Origin of the sequence: Paractinoplanes ovalisporus, from assembly GCF_016834655.1 — a bacterium.
GTDB classification, from domain to species: Bacteria; Actinomycetota; Actinomycetes; order Mycobacteriales; family Micromonosporaceae; genus Actinoplanes; species Actinoplanes ovalisporus.
In genome coordinates this window covers 180881-193506 of record NZ_JAENHP010000009.1, presented here as the reverse complement: position 1 = coordinate 193506, position 12626 = coordinate 180881, and the positions used below count along the sequence as shown (strand labels likewise).

The following is a 12626-nucleotide window of genomic DNA, read 5'->3' as shown; positions in this document are numbered from 1 at the left end:
TCAGTTCTCCTTGAACGGGAAGCCCAGGAGCTTGAGCAGCGCCCGGCCCTCGTCGTCGGTCTTGGCGGTGGTGACCACGGTGATGTCCATACCGCGCGGACGATCGATCCGGTCCTGGTCGATCTCGTGGAACACCGACTGCTCGGTCAGACCGAACGTGTAGTTGCCGTGGCCGTCGAGCTTGCGGCCGTCGAGCCCGCGGAAGTCGCGGATACGCGGCAGCGCGATCGACAGCAGCCGGTCCAGGAACTCCCACATCCGGTCGCCGCGGAGGGTGACCTTCGCGCCGATCGGCATGCCCTCGCGCAGCTTGAACTGCGCGATGGACTTGGTCGCCCGGCGAACCAGCGGCTTCTGACCGGTGATGGTGGTCAGGTCACGCACGGCGCCGTCGATCAGCTTGGCGTCCCGCGCGGCCTCGCCGACACCCATGTTCACGACGACCTTGACCAGGCCGGGAATCTGCATGGGGTTGGCGTACTGGTGCTGCTCCTGGAGCCCCGCAACAACCTCGTTGCGGTACTTCTCCTTGAGACGGGGCAGCGTCTTGGTCTCGGTGGCGGCAGTCATCAGAGTTCCTTACCGGTCGTCCGAGCGATACGGACCTTGTTGCCGTTCTCGTCGACCTTGTAACCGATGCGCGTCGGCTTGCCCTGGTCGTCCACGATCTGCACGTTCGAGATGTCGATCGCGGCTTCCTGGGTGACGATGCCACCGGTCTTCGAACCACGCTGGGTGGTGCGGATGCGTTCGTGCTTCTTGACGCGGTTGACGCCCTCGACGAGGACCTTGTTACGCGTCGGGTAGGCCGCGATGACCTTGCCCTTGGCGCCCTTGTCCTTGCCGGCGATGACGACGACCGTGTCGCCCTTGCGAATCTTCACGGTCAGAGCACCTCCGGCGCCAGGCTGATGATCTTCATGAACCGCTTGTCGCGCAGCTCGCGCCCGACCGGGCCGAAGATGCGGGTACCGCGGGGGTCCCCGCCGTCCTTGATGATGACGGCGGCGTTCTCGTCGAAGCGGATGTACGAGCCGTCGGGACGGCGACGCTCCTTGGCGGTGCGGACGATGACGGCCTTGACGACGTCACCCTTCTTCACACCGGCGCCCGGAATGGCGTCCTTGACCGTGGCCACGATGACGTCGCCGATGCTCGCGTAACGGCGACCGGAGCCGCCGAGCACGCGGATGCACAGGATCTCCCGGGCACCCGTGTTGTCAGCGACGCGCAGTCGCGACTCCTGCTGAATCACGTCTGTCTCCTATGTCTGCCAGTTCTCCGGTGGGGCACCGAAGCTTGGCGGAACGATGGTGGGCCGGGCCGGCCGGAGCCGGCCCAGCCGCACTCACTTGGCCTTTTCGAGGATCTCCACGACACGCCACCGCTTGGTGGCCGACAGCGGACGGGTCTCCATGAGCAGAACCCGGTCGCCGACGCCGCACGCGTTCTGCTCGTCGTGCACCTTGAGCTTGCGGGTACGACGCAGAACCTTGCCGTAGAGGGCGTGCTTCACACGGTCCTCGACCTCGACGACGACGGTCTTGTCCATCTTGTCGCTGACCACGAGACCCTCGCGGACCTTGCGGTTCGCGCGGACCGTGGCCGTGCTCTCGTCACTCATGCTGTCACCTCATCCGGCGCAACCGAGAGCCCCAGCTCGCGCTCACGCATGATCGTGTAGATCTTCGCGATGTCCTTGCGGACGACCTGCAGCCGACGGTGATTGTCGAGCTGGCCGGTCGCGCCCTGCACGCGAAGGTTGAACAGCTCCGCCTTGGCCTCCCGCAGCCGCGAAACCAGCTCCTCACCGGAGAGTTCGCGCAGCTCGGCTGCCTTAACGCCCGCTGCCATCAGCTTTCACCCACTTCGCGTGTCACGATGCGGCACTTCATCGGGAGCTTGTGGATCGCGCGGCGCATCGCCTCGCGCGCGATCGTCTCGTTCGGGAACGACATCTCGAAGAGGATGCGTCCCGGCTTGACGTTCGCCACCCACCACTCGGGAGAACCCTTACCGGAACCCATGCGGGTTTCGGCCGGCTTCTTCGTCAGAGCGTTGTCCGGGAAGACCGAGATCCAGACCTTGCCGCCACGCTTGATGTGACGGGTCATCGCGATACGAGCCGACTCGATCTGCCGGTTGGTCACGTACGCGGGCTCCAGCGCCTGGATACCGAACTCACCGAAGACGACCCGCGTGCCGCCCTTGGACGCGCCGTGGCGGTCCGGGTGGTGCGGCTTGCGGAAGCCCTTCGGGGGCTTACGCGGCATCAGCATTGGTCAGCCCTCCTGCTGCGTTTCGGCCGCGGCCGGAGCAGCGGCGGTGTCGTTCTGCGGCGCGGCCGGCGCGTCAGCGTTAGCTGCGGCCTGCTGCGCGGCCCGACCGGCCTCGGTCCCGCCGGCGGTCGTGCCGGACGAACCGGAACGGCCACGACGCGGACGCTCGGGACGGTCACCGCGGTCGCGGCGCGGGCGCGCGGGCGCCTCCTGCACGGCCTCGCGGCCGGGCACGGCGTCGCCCTTGTAGATCCAGACCTTCACGCCGATGCGGCCGAACGTCGTACGGGCCTCGAAGAAGCCGTACTCGATGTTGGCGCGCAGCGTGTGCAGCGGGACGCGACCCTCACGGTAGAACTCCGTGCGGCTCATCTCCGCGCCGCCCAGGCGGCCGGAGACCTGCACCCGGATGCCCTTGCAGATCGGGTTCTTCATGGCCGACTGCATGGCCTTGCGCATCGCCCGGCGGAAGCTGACCCGGGAGGACAGCTGCTCGGCGACGCCCTGCGCCACGAGCTGAGCGTCCGACTCCGGGCTCTTCACCTCAAGGATGTTGAGCTGGACCTGCTTGCCGGTGAGCTTCTCGAGCTCGCCACGGATCCGGTCGGCCTCCGCGCCCTTGCGGCCGATGACGATGCCCGGCCGGGCGGTGTGGATGTCGACCCGGACCCGGTCACGGGTCCGCTCGATGTCCACCTTGGAGATGCCGGCGCGCTCGAGGCCCTTGGACATCATGCGGCGGATCTTGACGTCCTCGCCGATGTAGTCCTTGTAGAGCTTGTCCGCGAACCAGCGGCTCTTCCAGTCGGTGGAGATGCCGAGGCGGAATCCGGTGGGGTGAACTTTCTGGCCCATTACTCGGACTCCTCCGTGGTCTGGGTCTGGGCAGCCGGCTCCGCCTTCTTGGCCGGAGCGGCCTTCTTCGCCGCGGCGGCCTTCTTGGCCGGGCGGGCGACCTGGACCGCCTCGACGGCGATCGTGATGTGGCAGGTGCGCTTGCGGATCCGGTACGCCCGGCCCTGCGCCCGCGGACGGAACCGCTTGAGCGTCGGACCCTCGTCCACGAACGCCTCGCTGACCAGGAGCGCGTCCGGGTCGAGCCGCTCGTTGTTCTCCGCGTTCGCGATAGCGCTCGCGAGCACCTTGTAGACCTGCTCGCTCGCGGCCTGCGGCGCGAACTGCAGGACCGTGAGAGCCTCCTTCGCGGGCAGACCGCGGACGAGGTTGATCACACGGCGAGCCTTGTTCGGCGAGATGCGGACGTGCTTCGCAACCGCGCGACTGCCCGGCAGAGCCGGAGCGTCGTTCTTTGCTGGCATCGCTGTAACCCCTTTCTTATCCGTGGACTGACTAGCGCCGACGGCTCTTGCGGTCGTCCTTCTCGTGACCCTTGAACGTGCGGGTCAGAGCGAACTCGCCGAGCTTGTGACCGACCATGGCCTCGGTGATGAACACCGGGACGTGCTTGCGCCCGTCGTGCACGGCGATCGTGTGCCCGAGCATGTCGGGGATGATCGTCGAGCGCCGCGACCAGGTCTTGATGACGTTCTTCGAGTTCTTCTCGTTCTGGACTTCCACCTTCTTGATCAGGTGGTCGTCGACGAACGGGCCCTTCTTCAGGCTGCGTGGCATCTTCTAACTCCCGTTACCCGCGCTTGCGGGTGGCGTAGCGGCGGCGAACGATCAGCTTGTCGCTCTCCTGGCCCTTGCGGCGGGTACGGCCCTCGGGCTTACCAGCCGGGTTGACCGGGTGGCGACCACCGGAGGTCTTACCCTCACCACCACCGTGCGGGTGGTCGATCGGGTTCATGGCGACACCACGGACGGTCGGGCGCTTGCCCTTCCAGCGCATGCGACCGGCCTTGCCCCAGTTGATGTTCGACTGCTCGGCGTTGCCGATCTCGCCGACCGTCGCGCGGCAGCGGATGTCGACGCGCCGGATCTCGCCGGACGGCATACGCAGCGTGGCGTACGCGCCCTCACGGCCGAGCAACTGGATGCCGGTGCCGGCCGAACGGGCCAGCTTGGCGCCACCGCCGGGACGAAGCTCCACACCGTGGATCGTCGTACCGACCGGGATGTTGCGCAGGGGAAGGTTGTTCCCCGGCTTGATGTCTGCGCCCGGGCCGGACTCGACGCGGTCGCCCTGCTTGAGGTCCTTCGGCGCGAGGATGTAGCGCTTCTCGCCGTCGGCGTAGTGCAGCAGTGCGATGCGGGAGGTGCGGTTCGGGTCGTACTCGATGTGCGCGACCTTGGCCGGCACGCCGTCCTTGTCGACCCGCTTGAAGTCGATGAGCCGGTACTGGCGCTTGTGGCCACCGCCCTGGTGCCGCGTGGTGATGCGGCCGTGGACGTTGCGACCACCCTTCTTGGGCAGCGGAACCAGCAGCGACTTCTCCGGCGTGGACCGGGTCAGCTCGGCGAAGTCGGCGACGCTGGAGCCACGACGGCCCGGCGTGGTCGGCTTGTACTTACGGATAGCCATTGTTTTACAACCCCTTAGCTGACCGGGCCGCCGAAGGCCTCGATACGGTCACCGTCAGCCAGCTTGACCATCGCGCGCTTGGTCGCCTTGCGCTGACCGAAGCCGGTCCGGGTGCGCTTGCGCTTGCCCTCGCGGTTCGCGGTGTTCACCGTCAGCACGCGGACGTTGAAGATCTGCTGGATCGCGATCTTGATCTGGGTCTTGTTCGCGTCCGGGTGGACGAGGAACGTGTACCAGTTCTGGTCGAGAACGCTGTAGCTCTTCTCCGACACGACCGGCTTGATGATGACGTCGCGCGGGTCGGCGATCGTGCTCACTTGTTCTCCCCCTCGGCGGTCGCCGGCGCGCCCAGGAACTCGTCGAGCGCGTCCTTGGTGAAGACCACCTCGTCGGCGACCAGCACGTCGTACGTGTTGAGCTGGCCCGCCTCGAGCAGGTGCACGGTCGCCTCGTTGCGCAGCGAGAGCCAGTTCAGCTCGTCGGTGCTGCTCAGCACGACCAGGACCTTGGTGGACTCGGTGGCCTTGCGCAGGGTGGCGATCGCGGCCTTGGTCGACGGCTTGTCGCCGCTGACGAACGCCTCGACCACGTGCACGCGGCCGTCGCGGGCCCGGTCGGAGAGGGCGCCACGCAGGGCGGCGGCCTTCATCTTCTTGGGGGTCCGCTGGCTGTAGTCGCGCGGCACGGGACCGTGCACGACGCCACCGCCGGTGAACTGCGGCGCGCGGATCGAGCCCTGGCGGGCGCGACCGGTGCCCTTCTGCTTGTACGGCTTCTTGCCGCCACCGGCGACCTCACCGCGGGTCTTGGCCTTGGCCGTGCCCTGACGGGCGGCGGCGAGCTGGGCCACGACGACCTGGTGCATCAGCGGGATGTTGGCCTGGACGTCGAACACCGAGTCCGGCAGCTCGACCGAGCCGGCCTTGTTGCCCTCAACGTTGATCACGTCGACCGAGCTCACTTGGCACCGTCCTTCTTCGCCGCGGAGCGGACGAGAACAAGCGCACCCTTGGGTCCGGGCACAGCGCCCTTGACCAGGATCAGGTTGTTCTCCGCGTCCACCGCCTGCACGGTCAGGTTCTGCACGGTGAAGCGCTGGCTACCCATGCGACCGGCCATCCGCACGCCCTTGAAGACGCGACCGGGGGTCGCGCAGGCGCCGATGGAGCCGGGCGAGCGGTGCTTGCGCTCGACACCGTGGCTGCTCTTGAGGCCGTGGAAGCCGTGCCGCTTCATGACACCGGCGTAGCCCTTACCGCGGGTCTTGCCGGTCACGTCGATCACCGAGCCGACCGCGAACGAGTCGACCGTGACCTCCTGGCCGAGCTCGTACTCGCCGGCGTCGGTGGTGCGCAGCTCGACCACGTGCCGCCGCGGCGAAACGCCCGCCTTCGCGAAGTGACCGCCCTCGGGCTTGTTCACCTTGCGCGGGTCGATGGCGCCGAACGCCAGCTGGACGGCCGAGTAGCCGTCCTTCTCGTCAGTGCGGACCTGGGTCACGACACAAGGGCCGGCCTGGACCACGGTCACGGGGACAACCTTGTTGTTGTCCCAGACCTGGGTCATGCCGAGCTTGGCGCCCAGGATCCCCTTTACTTGCCTGTCCATTAGTCGCAGATCCCTACAGCTTGATCTCGATGTCGACGCCAGCCGGCAGGTCGAGGCGCATGAGCGAGTCGACCGTCTTGGGAGTCGGGTCGATGATGTCGATCAGCCGCTTGTGCGTGCGCATCTCGAAGTGCTCGCGCGAGTCCTTGTACTTGTGCGGCGAGCGGATGACGCAGAAACGGTTGATTTCCGTGGGCAGCGGCACCGGGCCAGCAACCTGCGCCCCGGTACGCGTCACCGTCTCGACGATCTTCCGCGCCGAGGAGTCCACGACCTCGTGGTCATAGGCCTTGAGCCGGATGCGGATCTTCTGTCCCGCCATGGTGGCTTCTGTTTCCTTCTCTCGATGCCGCTACGTGCGAAAGCGGCGGCTCTCGCATGCCCGCAGGACCGTTGATCCTGCGTTGTCCGACCCCCGCGGTCGGGCGTGTCGCGCTGACTCTCAGAAAGCTGCGCAGGGCAGCACTCTAGATCGCGGGGATCTTGAGGTGTCCCGGGCCTGAATCAGACCCAGTGCAGGGCGGCTCGTAAACACACCCAGACACCCGGCGAGGGTGGCCGGCTGCACAAGGCAGCTGACCACCCCGCTCGGACGCAACCTGACTAGTATGCCGGATTCTCTCCAGCAATGCTAATCGGGGGTTACCGACGCCTGTCTCAGACGTTGATCTTCGTGACCGTGCCGGCGCCGACGGTGCGGCCACCCTCACGGATCGCGAACTTCAGGCCCTGCTCCATGGCGATCGGCTGGATCAGCTTGACCGACATGCTGGTGGAGTCGCCCGGCATGACCATCTCGGTGCCCTCGGGCAGCGTGACGACGCCGGTGACGTCCGTGGTGCGGAAGTAGAACTGCGGGCGGTAGTTCTGGAAGAACGGGGTGTGCCGGCCGCCCTCTTCCTTCGAGAGGATGTAGACCTGGCCCTCGAACTCCGTGTGGGGAGTCGTGGTGCCCGGCTTCACAACAACCATGCCGCGCTCGACGTCCTCGCGCTTGATACCGCGGAGCAGCAGACCGACGTTCTCACCCGCGCGGGCCTCGTCGAGCAGCTTGCGGAACATCTCGATGCCGGTGCAGACGGTCTTCGTCGACTTCTCGCGGATGCCGACGATCTCGACCTCCTCGTTCGGCTTGAGGATGCCGCGCTCGGCGCGACCCGTGACCACGGTGCCACGACCGGTGATCGTGAAGACGTCCTCGATGGGCATGAGGAACGGCTTCTCGGTCTCACGCTCGGGCTGCGGGATCGCGGTGTCGACCGCGTTCATGAGCTCGAGGAGCTTGGCGGTCCACTCCTTGTCGCCCTCCAGCGCCTTGAGCGCCGAGACACGCACGACCGGCAGGTCGTCGCCCGGGAACTCGTAGGTGCTGAGCAGCTCGCGGACCTCGAGCTCGACGAGCTCGAGGAGCTCCTCGTCGTCCACCATGTCGCTCTTGTTCAGGGCGACGACGATGTACGGAACGCCGACCTGGCGGGCCAGGAGCACGTGCTCCTTGGTCTGCGGCATCGGGCCGTCGGTCGCGGCGACCACCAGGATCGCGCCGTCCATCTGGGCGGCACCGGTGATCATGTTCTTGATGTAGTCAGCGTGGCCGGGGCAGTCCACGTGCGCGTAGTGACGCGCCGCGGTCTGGTACTCGACGTGCGCGATCGAGATCGTGATACCACGGGCCTTCTCTTCAGGCGCCTTGTCGATCTCGTCGAACGGGGTGTACGGGTTCAGGTCCGGGTATTCGTCGTGCAGGACCTTCGTGATGGCCGCAGTCAGCGTCGTCTTACCGTGGTCGATGTGACCAATGGTGCCGATGTTGACGTGCGGCTTAGTCCGCTCGAACTTCGCCTTCGCCACTGGTGTCCTCCTGTGGACTGTGGAATAACTTTCGCCCGGCACGCCCGATAAGGCGATGGGGACTCTGTCGACTGCTCGTGCGCGTGCGGCCCTCGACGGACCGCACGCGCCTCAACGCGTCAGGCGCCGGTGGCCTTAGCGATGATCTCCTTCGCGACGCCCTGAGGGACCTCGGCGTAGGAGTCGAACTGCATGCTGTAGCTAGCCCGGCCGGCCGTCTTCGACCGCAGGTCGCCGACGTAGCCGAACATCTCGGACAGCGGCACCAGCGCCTTGACGACTCGGGCGCCGGAGCGCTCCTCCATCGACTGGATGATGCCACGCCGCGAGTTGAGGTCGCCGATCACGTCGCCCATGTTGTCCTCGGGCGTGGTGACCTCGACGGACATCATCGGCTCGAGCAGCGCGGGGTCGGCCTTGCGGGCCGCTTCCTTCATCACCATCGAACCGGCGATCTTGAACGCCATCTCGGACGAGTCGACCTCGTGGTACTGGCCGTCCAGCAGGGTCAGCTTGACGCCGACCAGCGGATAGCCGGCGAGGACGCCGTACTGCAGGGAGTCCTGCGCGCCCGCGTCCACCGACGGGATGAACTCGCGGGGGATGCGGCCACCGGTCACGGCGTTGACGAACTCGTAGGTCGGGCCGTCGGCCGCGAGCGGCAGCGGCTCCACCGAGACGACAACCTTCGCGTACTGGCCCGAGCCACCGGTCTGCTTCTTGTGCACGTAGTCGATCTTCTCCACCTTGCGGCGGATCGTCTCGCGGTACGCGACCTGCGGCTTACCGATGTTCGCCTCGACGTTGAACTCGCGACGCATGCGGTCGACGAGGATGTCGAGGTGGAGCTCGCCCATGCCGGCGATGATGGTCTGCCCGGTCTCCTCGTCGTTGAAGACGCGGAAGGTCGGGTCCTCCTCGGCCAGACGCTGGATCGCGGTGCCCAGCTTCTCCTGGTCCGACTTGGTCTTCGGCTCGATGGCGACCTGGATGACCGGCTCCGGGAAGGTCATCGACTCCAGGATGACCGGGTTGGCCGGGTCGCTGAGCGTGTCGCCGGTGGTGGTCTGCTTGAGACCCTGGACGGCGATGATGTCGCCGGCCTGCGCCGTCGGACGCTCTTCACGCTTGTTCGCGTGCATCTGGTAGATCTTGCCGATCCGCTCCTTGCGGTCCTTGGTGGAGTTGACCACCTGGGAACCGGAGTCGAGCGTGCCGGAGTAGACCCGGACGTAGGTGAGCTTGCCGAGGTGCTTGTCCGTCTGGATCTTGAACGCCAGGCCGGAGAACGGCTCGGAGTTCGACGGCTTCCGCAGCATCGGCGTCTCGCCGTCGGTCGCGGTGCCCTCGATGGCCGGGATGTCCAGCGGCGACGGCAGGTAGTCGACCACGGCGTCGAGCATGGGCTGGACGCCCTTGTTCTTGAACGCCGAGCCGCACAGCACCGGGTTGGCCTTGCTGGCGATCGTGGCGCGCCGGATGGCGGCCTTGATCTCCTCCAGCGAGAGCTCCTCGCCCTCGAGGTACTTCTCCATGACCGCGTCGTCGACGTCGGCCAGGGTCTCGATCAGCTTCTCGCGCCACTCGTTCGCGGAGTCGGCCAGGTCGGCCGGGATCTCCTCGATCGCGTAGTCCTCACCCTTCTGGGTCTCACCACGCCAGGTGAGGGCGCGCATCTCGACCAGGTCGACGACGCCGATGTGGTCGCCCTCGAGCCCGATCGGGATCTGGAGCACCAGCGGCGTCGCGTTCAGCCGGTCGATCATCATCTGCACGCAGCGGAAGAAGTCCGCGCCGGTCCGGTCGAGCTTGTTGACGAAGCACATCCGGGGGACGTTGTACTTGTCCGCCTGACGCCAGACGTTCTCGGTCTGGGGCTCCACGCCGGCAACGCCGTCGTAGACCGCGACCGCGCCGTCGAGCACGCGCAGCGACCGCTCGACCTCGACCGTGAAGTCGACGTGGCCGGGCGTGTCGATGATCTGGATCGTGTGGCCCTTCCACTCACACTTGGTAGCAGCGGAGGTGATGGTGATACCACGCTCCTGCTCCTGCTCCATCCAGTCCATCGTGGCGGCGCCGTCGTGGACCTCACCGATCTTGTACGTGATACCGGTGTAGAAGAGGATCCGCTCAGTGGTGGTGGTCTTACCGGCATCGATGTGCGCCATGATGCCGATGTTGCGTACGTTGGCGAGCGCGTCTGCGGCGGCCACTTCAATCCCTACTTTTCTTCGTCGTCGTCTCGTGAACCGGTACGACTTGCGCTGGGGCCCGGCTTGTCACCGGGCCCGGCAGCAGCGGGGTCTTACCAGCGGTAGTGCGCGAAGGCCTTGTTGGACTCCGCCATCTTGTGGGTGTCCTCACGCCGCTTGACGGCGGCGCCGAGACCGTTGCTGGCGTCGAGCAGCTCGTTCTGGAGACGCTCGATCATGGTCTTCTCACGGCGGGCCTTGGAGTACTGGACCAGCCAGCGGAGACCGAGGGTGGTCTGACGCGGCGTACGGACCTCGACCGGCACCTGGTAGGTCGCGCCACCGACGCGGCGGCTGCGGACCTCGAGGGTCGGCTTGACGTTGTCCATGGCACGCTTGAGCGTCACCACGGGGTCGGTGCCGTTCTTCTCGCGGCAGCCCTCGAGGGCGCCGTACACGATGCGCTCAGCGAGCTGACGCTTGCCGCCGACCAGGATCTTGTTGACCAGCTGGGTCACCAGCGGCGAGTTGTAAACCGGGTCCGCGACCACTGGGTGGCGCGGAGCAGGGCCCTTGCGCGGCATGTCAGCTCTTCTCCTTCTTCGCGCCGTAACGGCTGCGAGCCTGCTTGCGGTTGCGGACACCCTGGGTGTCCAGCGAACCGCGGACGATCTTGTAGCGGACGCCGGGGAGGTCCTTCACTCGGCCGCCACGCACGAGCACGATCGAGTGCTCCTGCAGGTTGTGGCCGACACCCGGGATGTACGCCGTCACCTCGATCTGGCTGCTGAGCTTCACACGAGCGACCTTGCGCAGCGCAGAGTTCGGCTTCTTGGGGGTGGTGGTGTACACGCGCGTGCACACGCCGCGCCGCTGAGGACTTCCCTTCAGCGCCGGCGTCTTGGTCTTGCTCGTCTTCGCCTGGCGGCCCTTTCGGACCAGCTGCTGGATCGTGGGCACCGGGTTTCTCCGCTCCCTTCGGCCGCTTCCTAGGCGGCCGCACCGTCTGTTTCTGCCTTTGTGTGCTGGTCAGCTCCCCCCGATGGGGAGTTGTCCGGCACCCGCGGTCGGGCGTGTCGTCCGGCTCACGGTCCCGCCGCGCGCTTGTCACGCGCACCGGGTCTTGTCTTGGTCGATGCCGCGATGGACACCGGCTCGGCGTATCGCCACCAAGTCGCGGAGTAGGCGACTCGGGCGCACGCACGAGTTGCCCGGGCAAGCCCGGGCACGAGGGGAAAGATTACCCACCCCGAGCACCCAGGTCAAAATGAGCCCTGGCACCACGCGACGGATATCTCCGATACAAGTGTACCGGGTGCCTCACGGAAGCAACGCCGCGGTGCCAGATCCGGCCCCTCAGGCAGATAACTGCAACACCAGAGTCAACGCCAGAGACAGCAGTGCGATTCCCGCACCGCACGACCCGCACACCATTCCCGCCATACCCAGCCCGGCGCCGGTGAACCGCACCTGGCCGGTCTGACCCGAGCGGCGGACCTGACGGCGGGCCACGATGCCGATCGCGACCGCTCCCCCGCCCACGAGGACGCTGAGCAGCGTGAAGGCACCCGACACCCAGCCGCCCCAGCCGGAGGCCGAGCCGGCCACACCGAAGCAGAGCACCAGGAACGAGGCCAGGATCGAACCGATGCCGGCGATGAGCGATCCGATGGCCAGGCCCGAGGTGATCGGCTCGACCCGCAGCTGGACCAGCCCGAACTCGGTGCCGGGCAGCGCGTCGACCCGTTCCGGACGCCACCGGCCCGAGGGCGGCGGCGGGGGCACGGCGCTCGGGTAGGGCGCCTGCGGCGGGGGCGGGACCGTCATATCAAGAGCATGTCACCCGTACGGGGCGAGCCGCACCCCGCCTAGTCGGTGCCGGGCGAGAAGTCGGGGCCACCGGGCGAGCCGGCCAGGTGCAACAGGCCGGCGATCGACGCGATGACCAGGGAGGTCAGGGCGAGGACGATGCCGGCCCAGGCCAGCCGTCGACCCCGCCGGATCCACGCCGAGCCGGTCAGATAACCCTTCGCCTCGTACGCCTGCCGGGCCGTCTGCCGGGCCAGCAGCAGCGCGACAGTGGCGGGAATCACACCGCCGACGAAGGCGCCGGTCAGGAAGCCCACCAGCCCCAGCGCGAAAACCGCCCGCGCCTTCGACGAGGGCTCCGGATCGGGGTCCATCGGGTGGCGGGTCGGAACCTGGGCG

At 67.2% G+C, this 12626-nt stretch carries 20 protein-coding genes; all 20 read right to left on the bottom strand.

Annotation, left to right across the window (positions count from 1 at the left end; translation table 11 throughout):
- Positions 1–570, bottom strand: a complete 570-nt coding sequence (rplE, locus tag JIG36_RS26815; protein WP_203379162.1) for a 50S ribosomal protein L5 — start codon at positions 568–570, stop codon at positions 1–3.
- A complete protein-coding gene (gene rplX / locus JIG36_RS26810; protein WP_203379296.1) occupies positions 570–890 on the bottom strand; it encodes a 50S ribosomal protein L24 in 321 nt (106 codons plus the stop codon). Before rplX ends, rplE begins: the two co-directional genes overlap by 1 nt.
- Positions 887–1255: a 50S ribosomal protein L14 gene (rplN, locus tag JIG36_RS26805; RefSeq protein ID WP_023358185.1), complete on the bottom strand. Its 369-nt coding sequence runs from the start codon at positions 1253–1255 to the stop codon at positions 887–889. Before rplN ends, rplX begins: the two co-directional genes overlap by 4 nt.
- 93 nt (positions 1256–1348) lie before the next feature.
- A complete protein-coding gene (rpsQ, locus tag JIG36_RS26800) occupies positions 1349–1624 on the bottom strand; it encodes a 30S ribosomal protein S17 (protein WP_133873220.1) in 276 nt (91 codons plus the stop codon).
- Positions 1621–1854, bottom strand: a complete 234-nt coding sequence (gene rpmC / locus JIG36_RS26795) for a 50S ribosomal protein L29 (protein WP_127499785.1) — start codon at positions 1852–1854, stop codon at positions 1621–1623. The genes rpsQ and rpmC overlap by 4 nt, the downstream gene beginning before the upstream one ends.
- Entirely contained in the window at positions 1854–2279 is a 426-nt protein-coding gene (gene rplP / locus JIG36_RS26790) for a 50S ribosomal protein L16 (protein ID WP_203379161.1), read from the bottom strand. The genes rpmC and rplP overlap by 1 nt, the downstream gene beginning before the upstream one ends.
- A gap of 3 nt (positions 2280–2282) precedes the next feature.
- A complete protein-coding gene (rpsC, locus tag JIG36_RS26785; RefSeq protein ID WP_203379160.1) occupies positions 2283–3134 on the bottom strand; it encodes a 30S ribosomal protein S3 in 852 nt (283 codons plus the stop codon).
- Positions 3134–3598: a 50S ribosomal protein L22 gene (gene rplV, locus JIG36_RS26780; RefSeq protein WP_203379159.1), complete on the bottom strand. Its 465-nt coding sequence runs from the start codon at positions 3596–3598 to the stop codon at positions 3134–3136. The genes rpsC and rplV overlap by 1 nt, the downstream gene beginning before the upstream one ends.
- Positions 3599–3629: 31 nt before the next feature.
- A complete protein-coding gene (rpsS, locus tag JIG36_RS26775) occupies positions 3630–3911 on the bottom strand; it encodes a 30S ribosomal protein S19 (RefSeq protein WP_014440726.1) in 282 nt (93 codons plus the stop codon).
- Between the two features lie 13 nt (positions 3912–3924).
- Entirely contained in the window at positions 3925–4764 is an 840-nt protein-coding gene (rplB, locus tag JIG36_RS26770; protein WP_203379158.1) for a 50S ribosomal protein L2, read from the bottom strand.
- A gap of 14 nt (positions 4765–4778) precedes the next feature.
- Positions 4779–5081: a 50S ribosomal protein L23 gene (gene rplW, locus JIG36_RS26765; protein WP_203379157.1), complete on the bottom strand. Its 303-nt coding sequence runs from the start codon at positions 5079–5081 to the stop codon at positions 4779–4781.
- A complete protein-coding gene (gene rplD, locus JIG36_RS26760; RefSeq protein WP_203379156.1) occupies positions 5078–5725 on the bottom strand; it encodes a 50S ribosomal protein L4 in 648 nt (215 codons plus the stop codon). Before rplD ends, rplW begins: the two co-directional genes overlap by 4 nt.
- Complete coding sequence (gene rplC / locus JIG36_RS26755) at positions 5722–6372, bottom strand: 50S ribosomal protein L3 (RefSeq protein ID WP_203379155.1); 651 nt, start codon at positions 6370–6372, stop codon at positions 5722–5724. The genes rplD and rplC overlap by 4 nt, the downstream gene beginning before the upstream one ends.
- A 13-nt stretch (positions 6373–6385) precedes the next feature.
- Positions 6386–6694, bottom strand: coding sequence for a 30S ribosomal protein S10 (gene rpsJ / locus JIG36_RS26750; protein ID WP_007073037.1), 309 nt, complete (start codon positions 6692–6694; stop codon positions 6386–6388).
- 335 nt (positions 6695–7029) lie between these two features.
- On the bottom strand, positions 7030–8223 hold the full coding sequence (gene tuf / locus JIG36_RS26745; RefSeq protein WP_203379154.1) for an elongation factor Tu: 1194 nt from the start codon (positions 8221–8223) through the stop codon (positions 7030–7032).
- Between the two features lie 119 nt (positions 8224–8342).
- Positions 8343–10439, bottom strand: a complete 2097-nt coding sequence (gene fusA, locus JIG36_RS26740; protein ID WP_203379153.1) for an elongation factor G — start codon at positions 10437–10439, stop codon at positions 8343–8345.
- A gap of 92 nt (positions 10440–10531) precedes the next feature.
- Complete coding sequence (gene rpsG, locus JIG36_RS26735) at positions 10532–11002, bottom strand: 30S ribosomal protein S7 (RefSeq protein ID WP_133873229.1); 471 nt, start codon at positions 11000–11002, stop codon at positions 10532–10534.
- Position 11003: 1 nt separating this feature from the next.
- A complete protein-coding gene (gene rpsL, locus JIG36_RS26730) occupies positions 11004–11378 on the bottom strand; it encodes a 30S ribosomal protein S12 (protein ID WP_014440718.1) in 375 nt (124 codons plus the stop codon).
- A gap of 396 nt (positions 11379–11774) precedes the next feature.
- Complete coding sequence (locus JIG36_RS26725; RefSeq protein ID WP_236048284.1) at positions 11775–12245, bottom strand: hypothetical protein; 471 nt, start codon at positions 12243–12245, stop codon at positions 11775–11777.
- A gap of 41 nt (positions 12246–12286) precedes the next feature.
- Complete coding sequence (locus tag JIG36_RS26720) at positions 12287–12601, bottom strand: hypothetical protein (protein WP_203379294.1); 315 nt, start codon at positions 12599–12601, stop codon at positions 12287–12289.
- Positions 12602–12626: the final 25 nt, after the last annotated feature.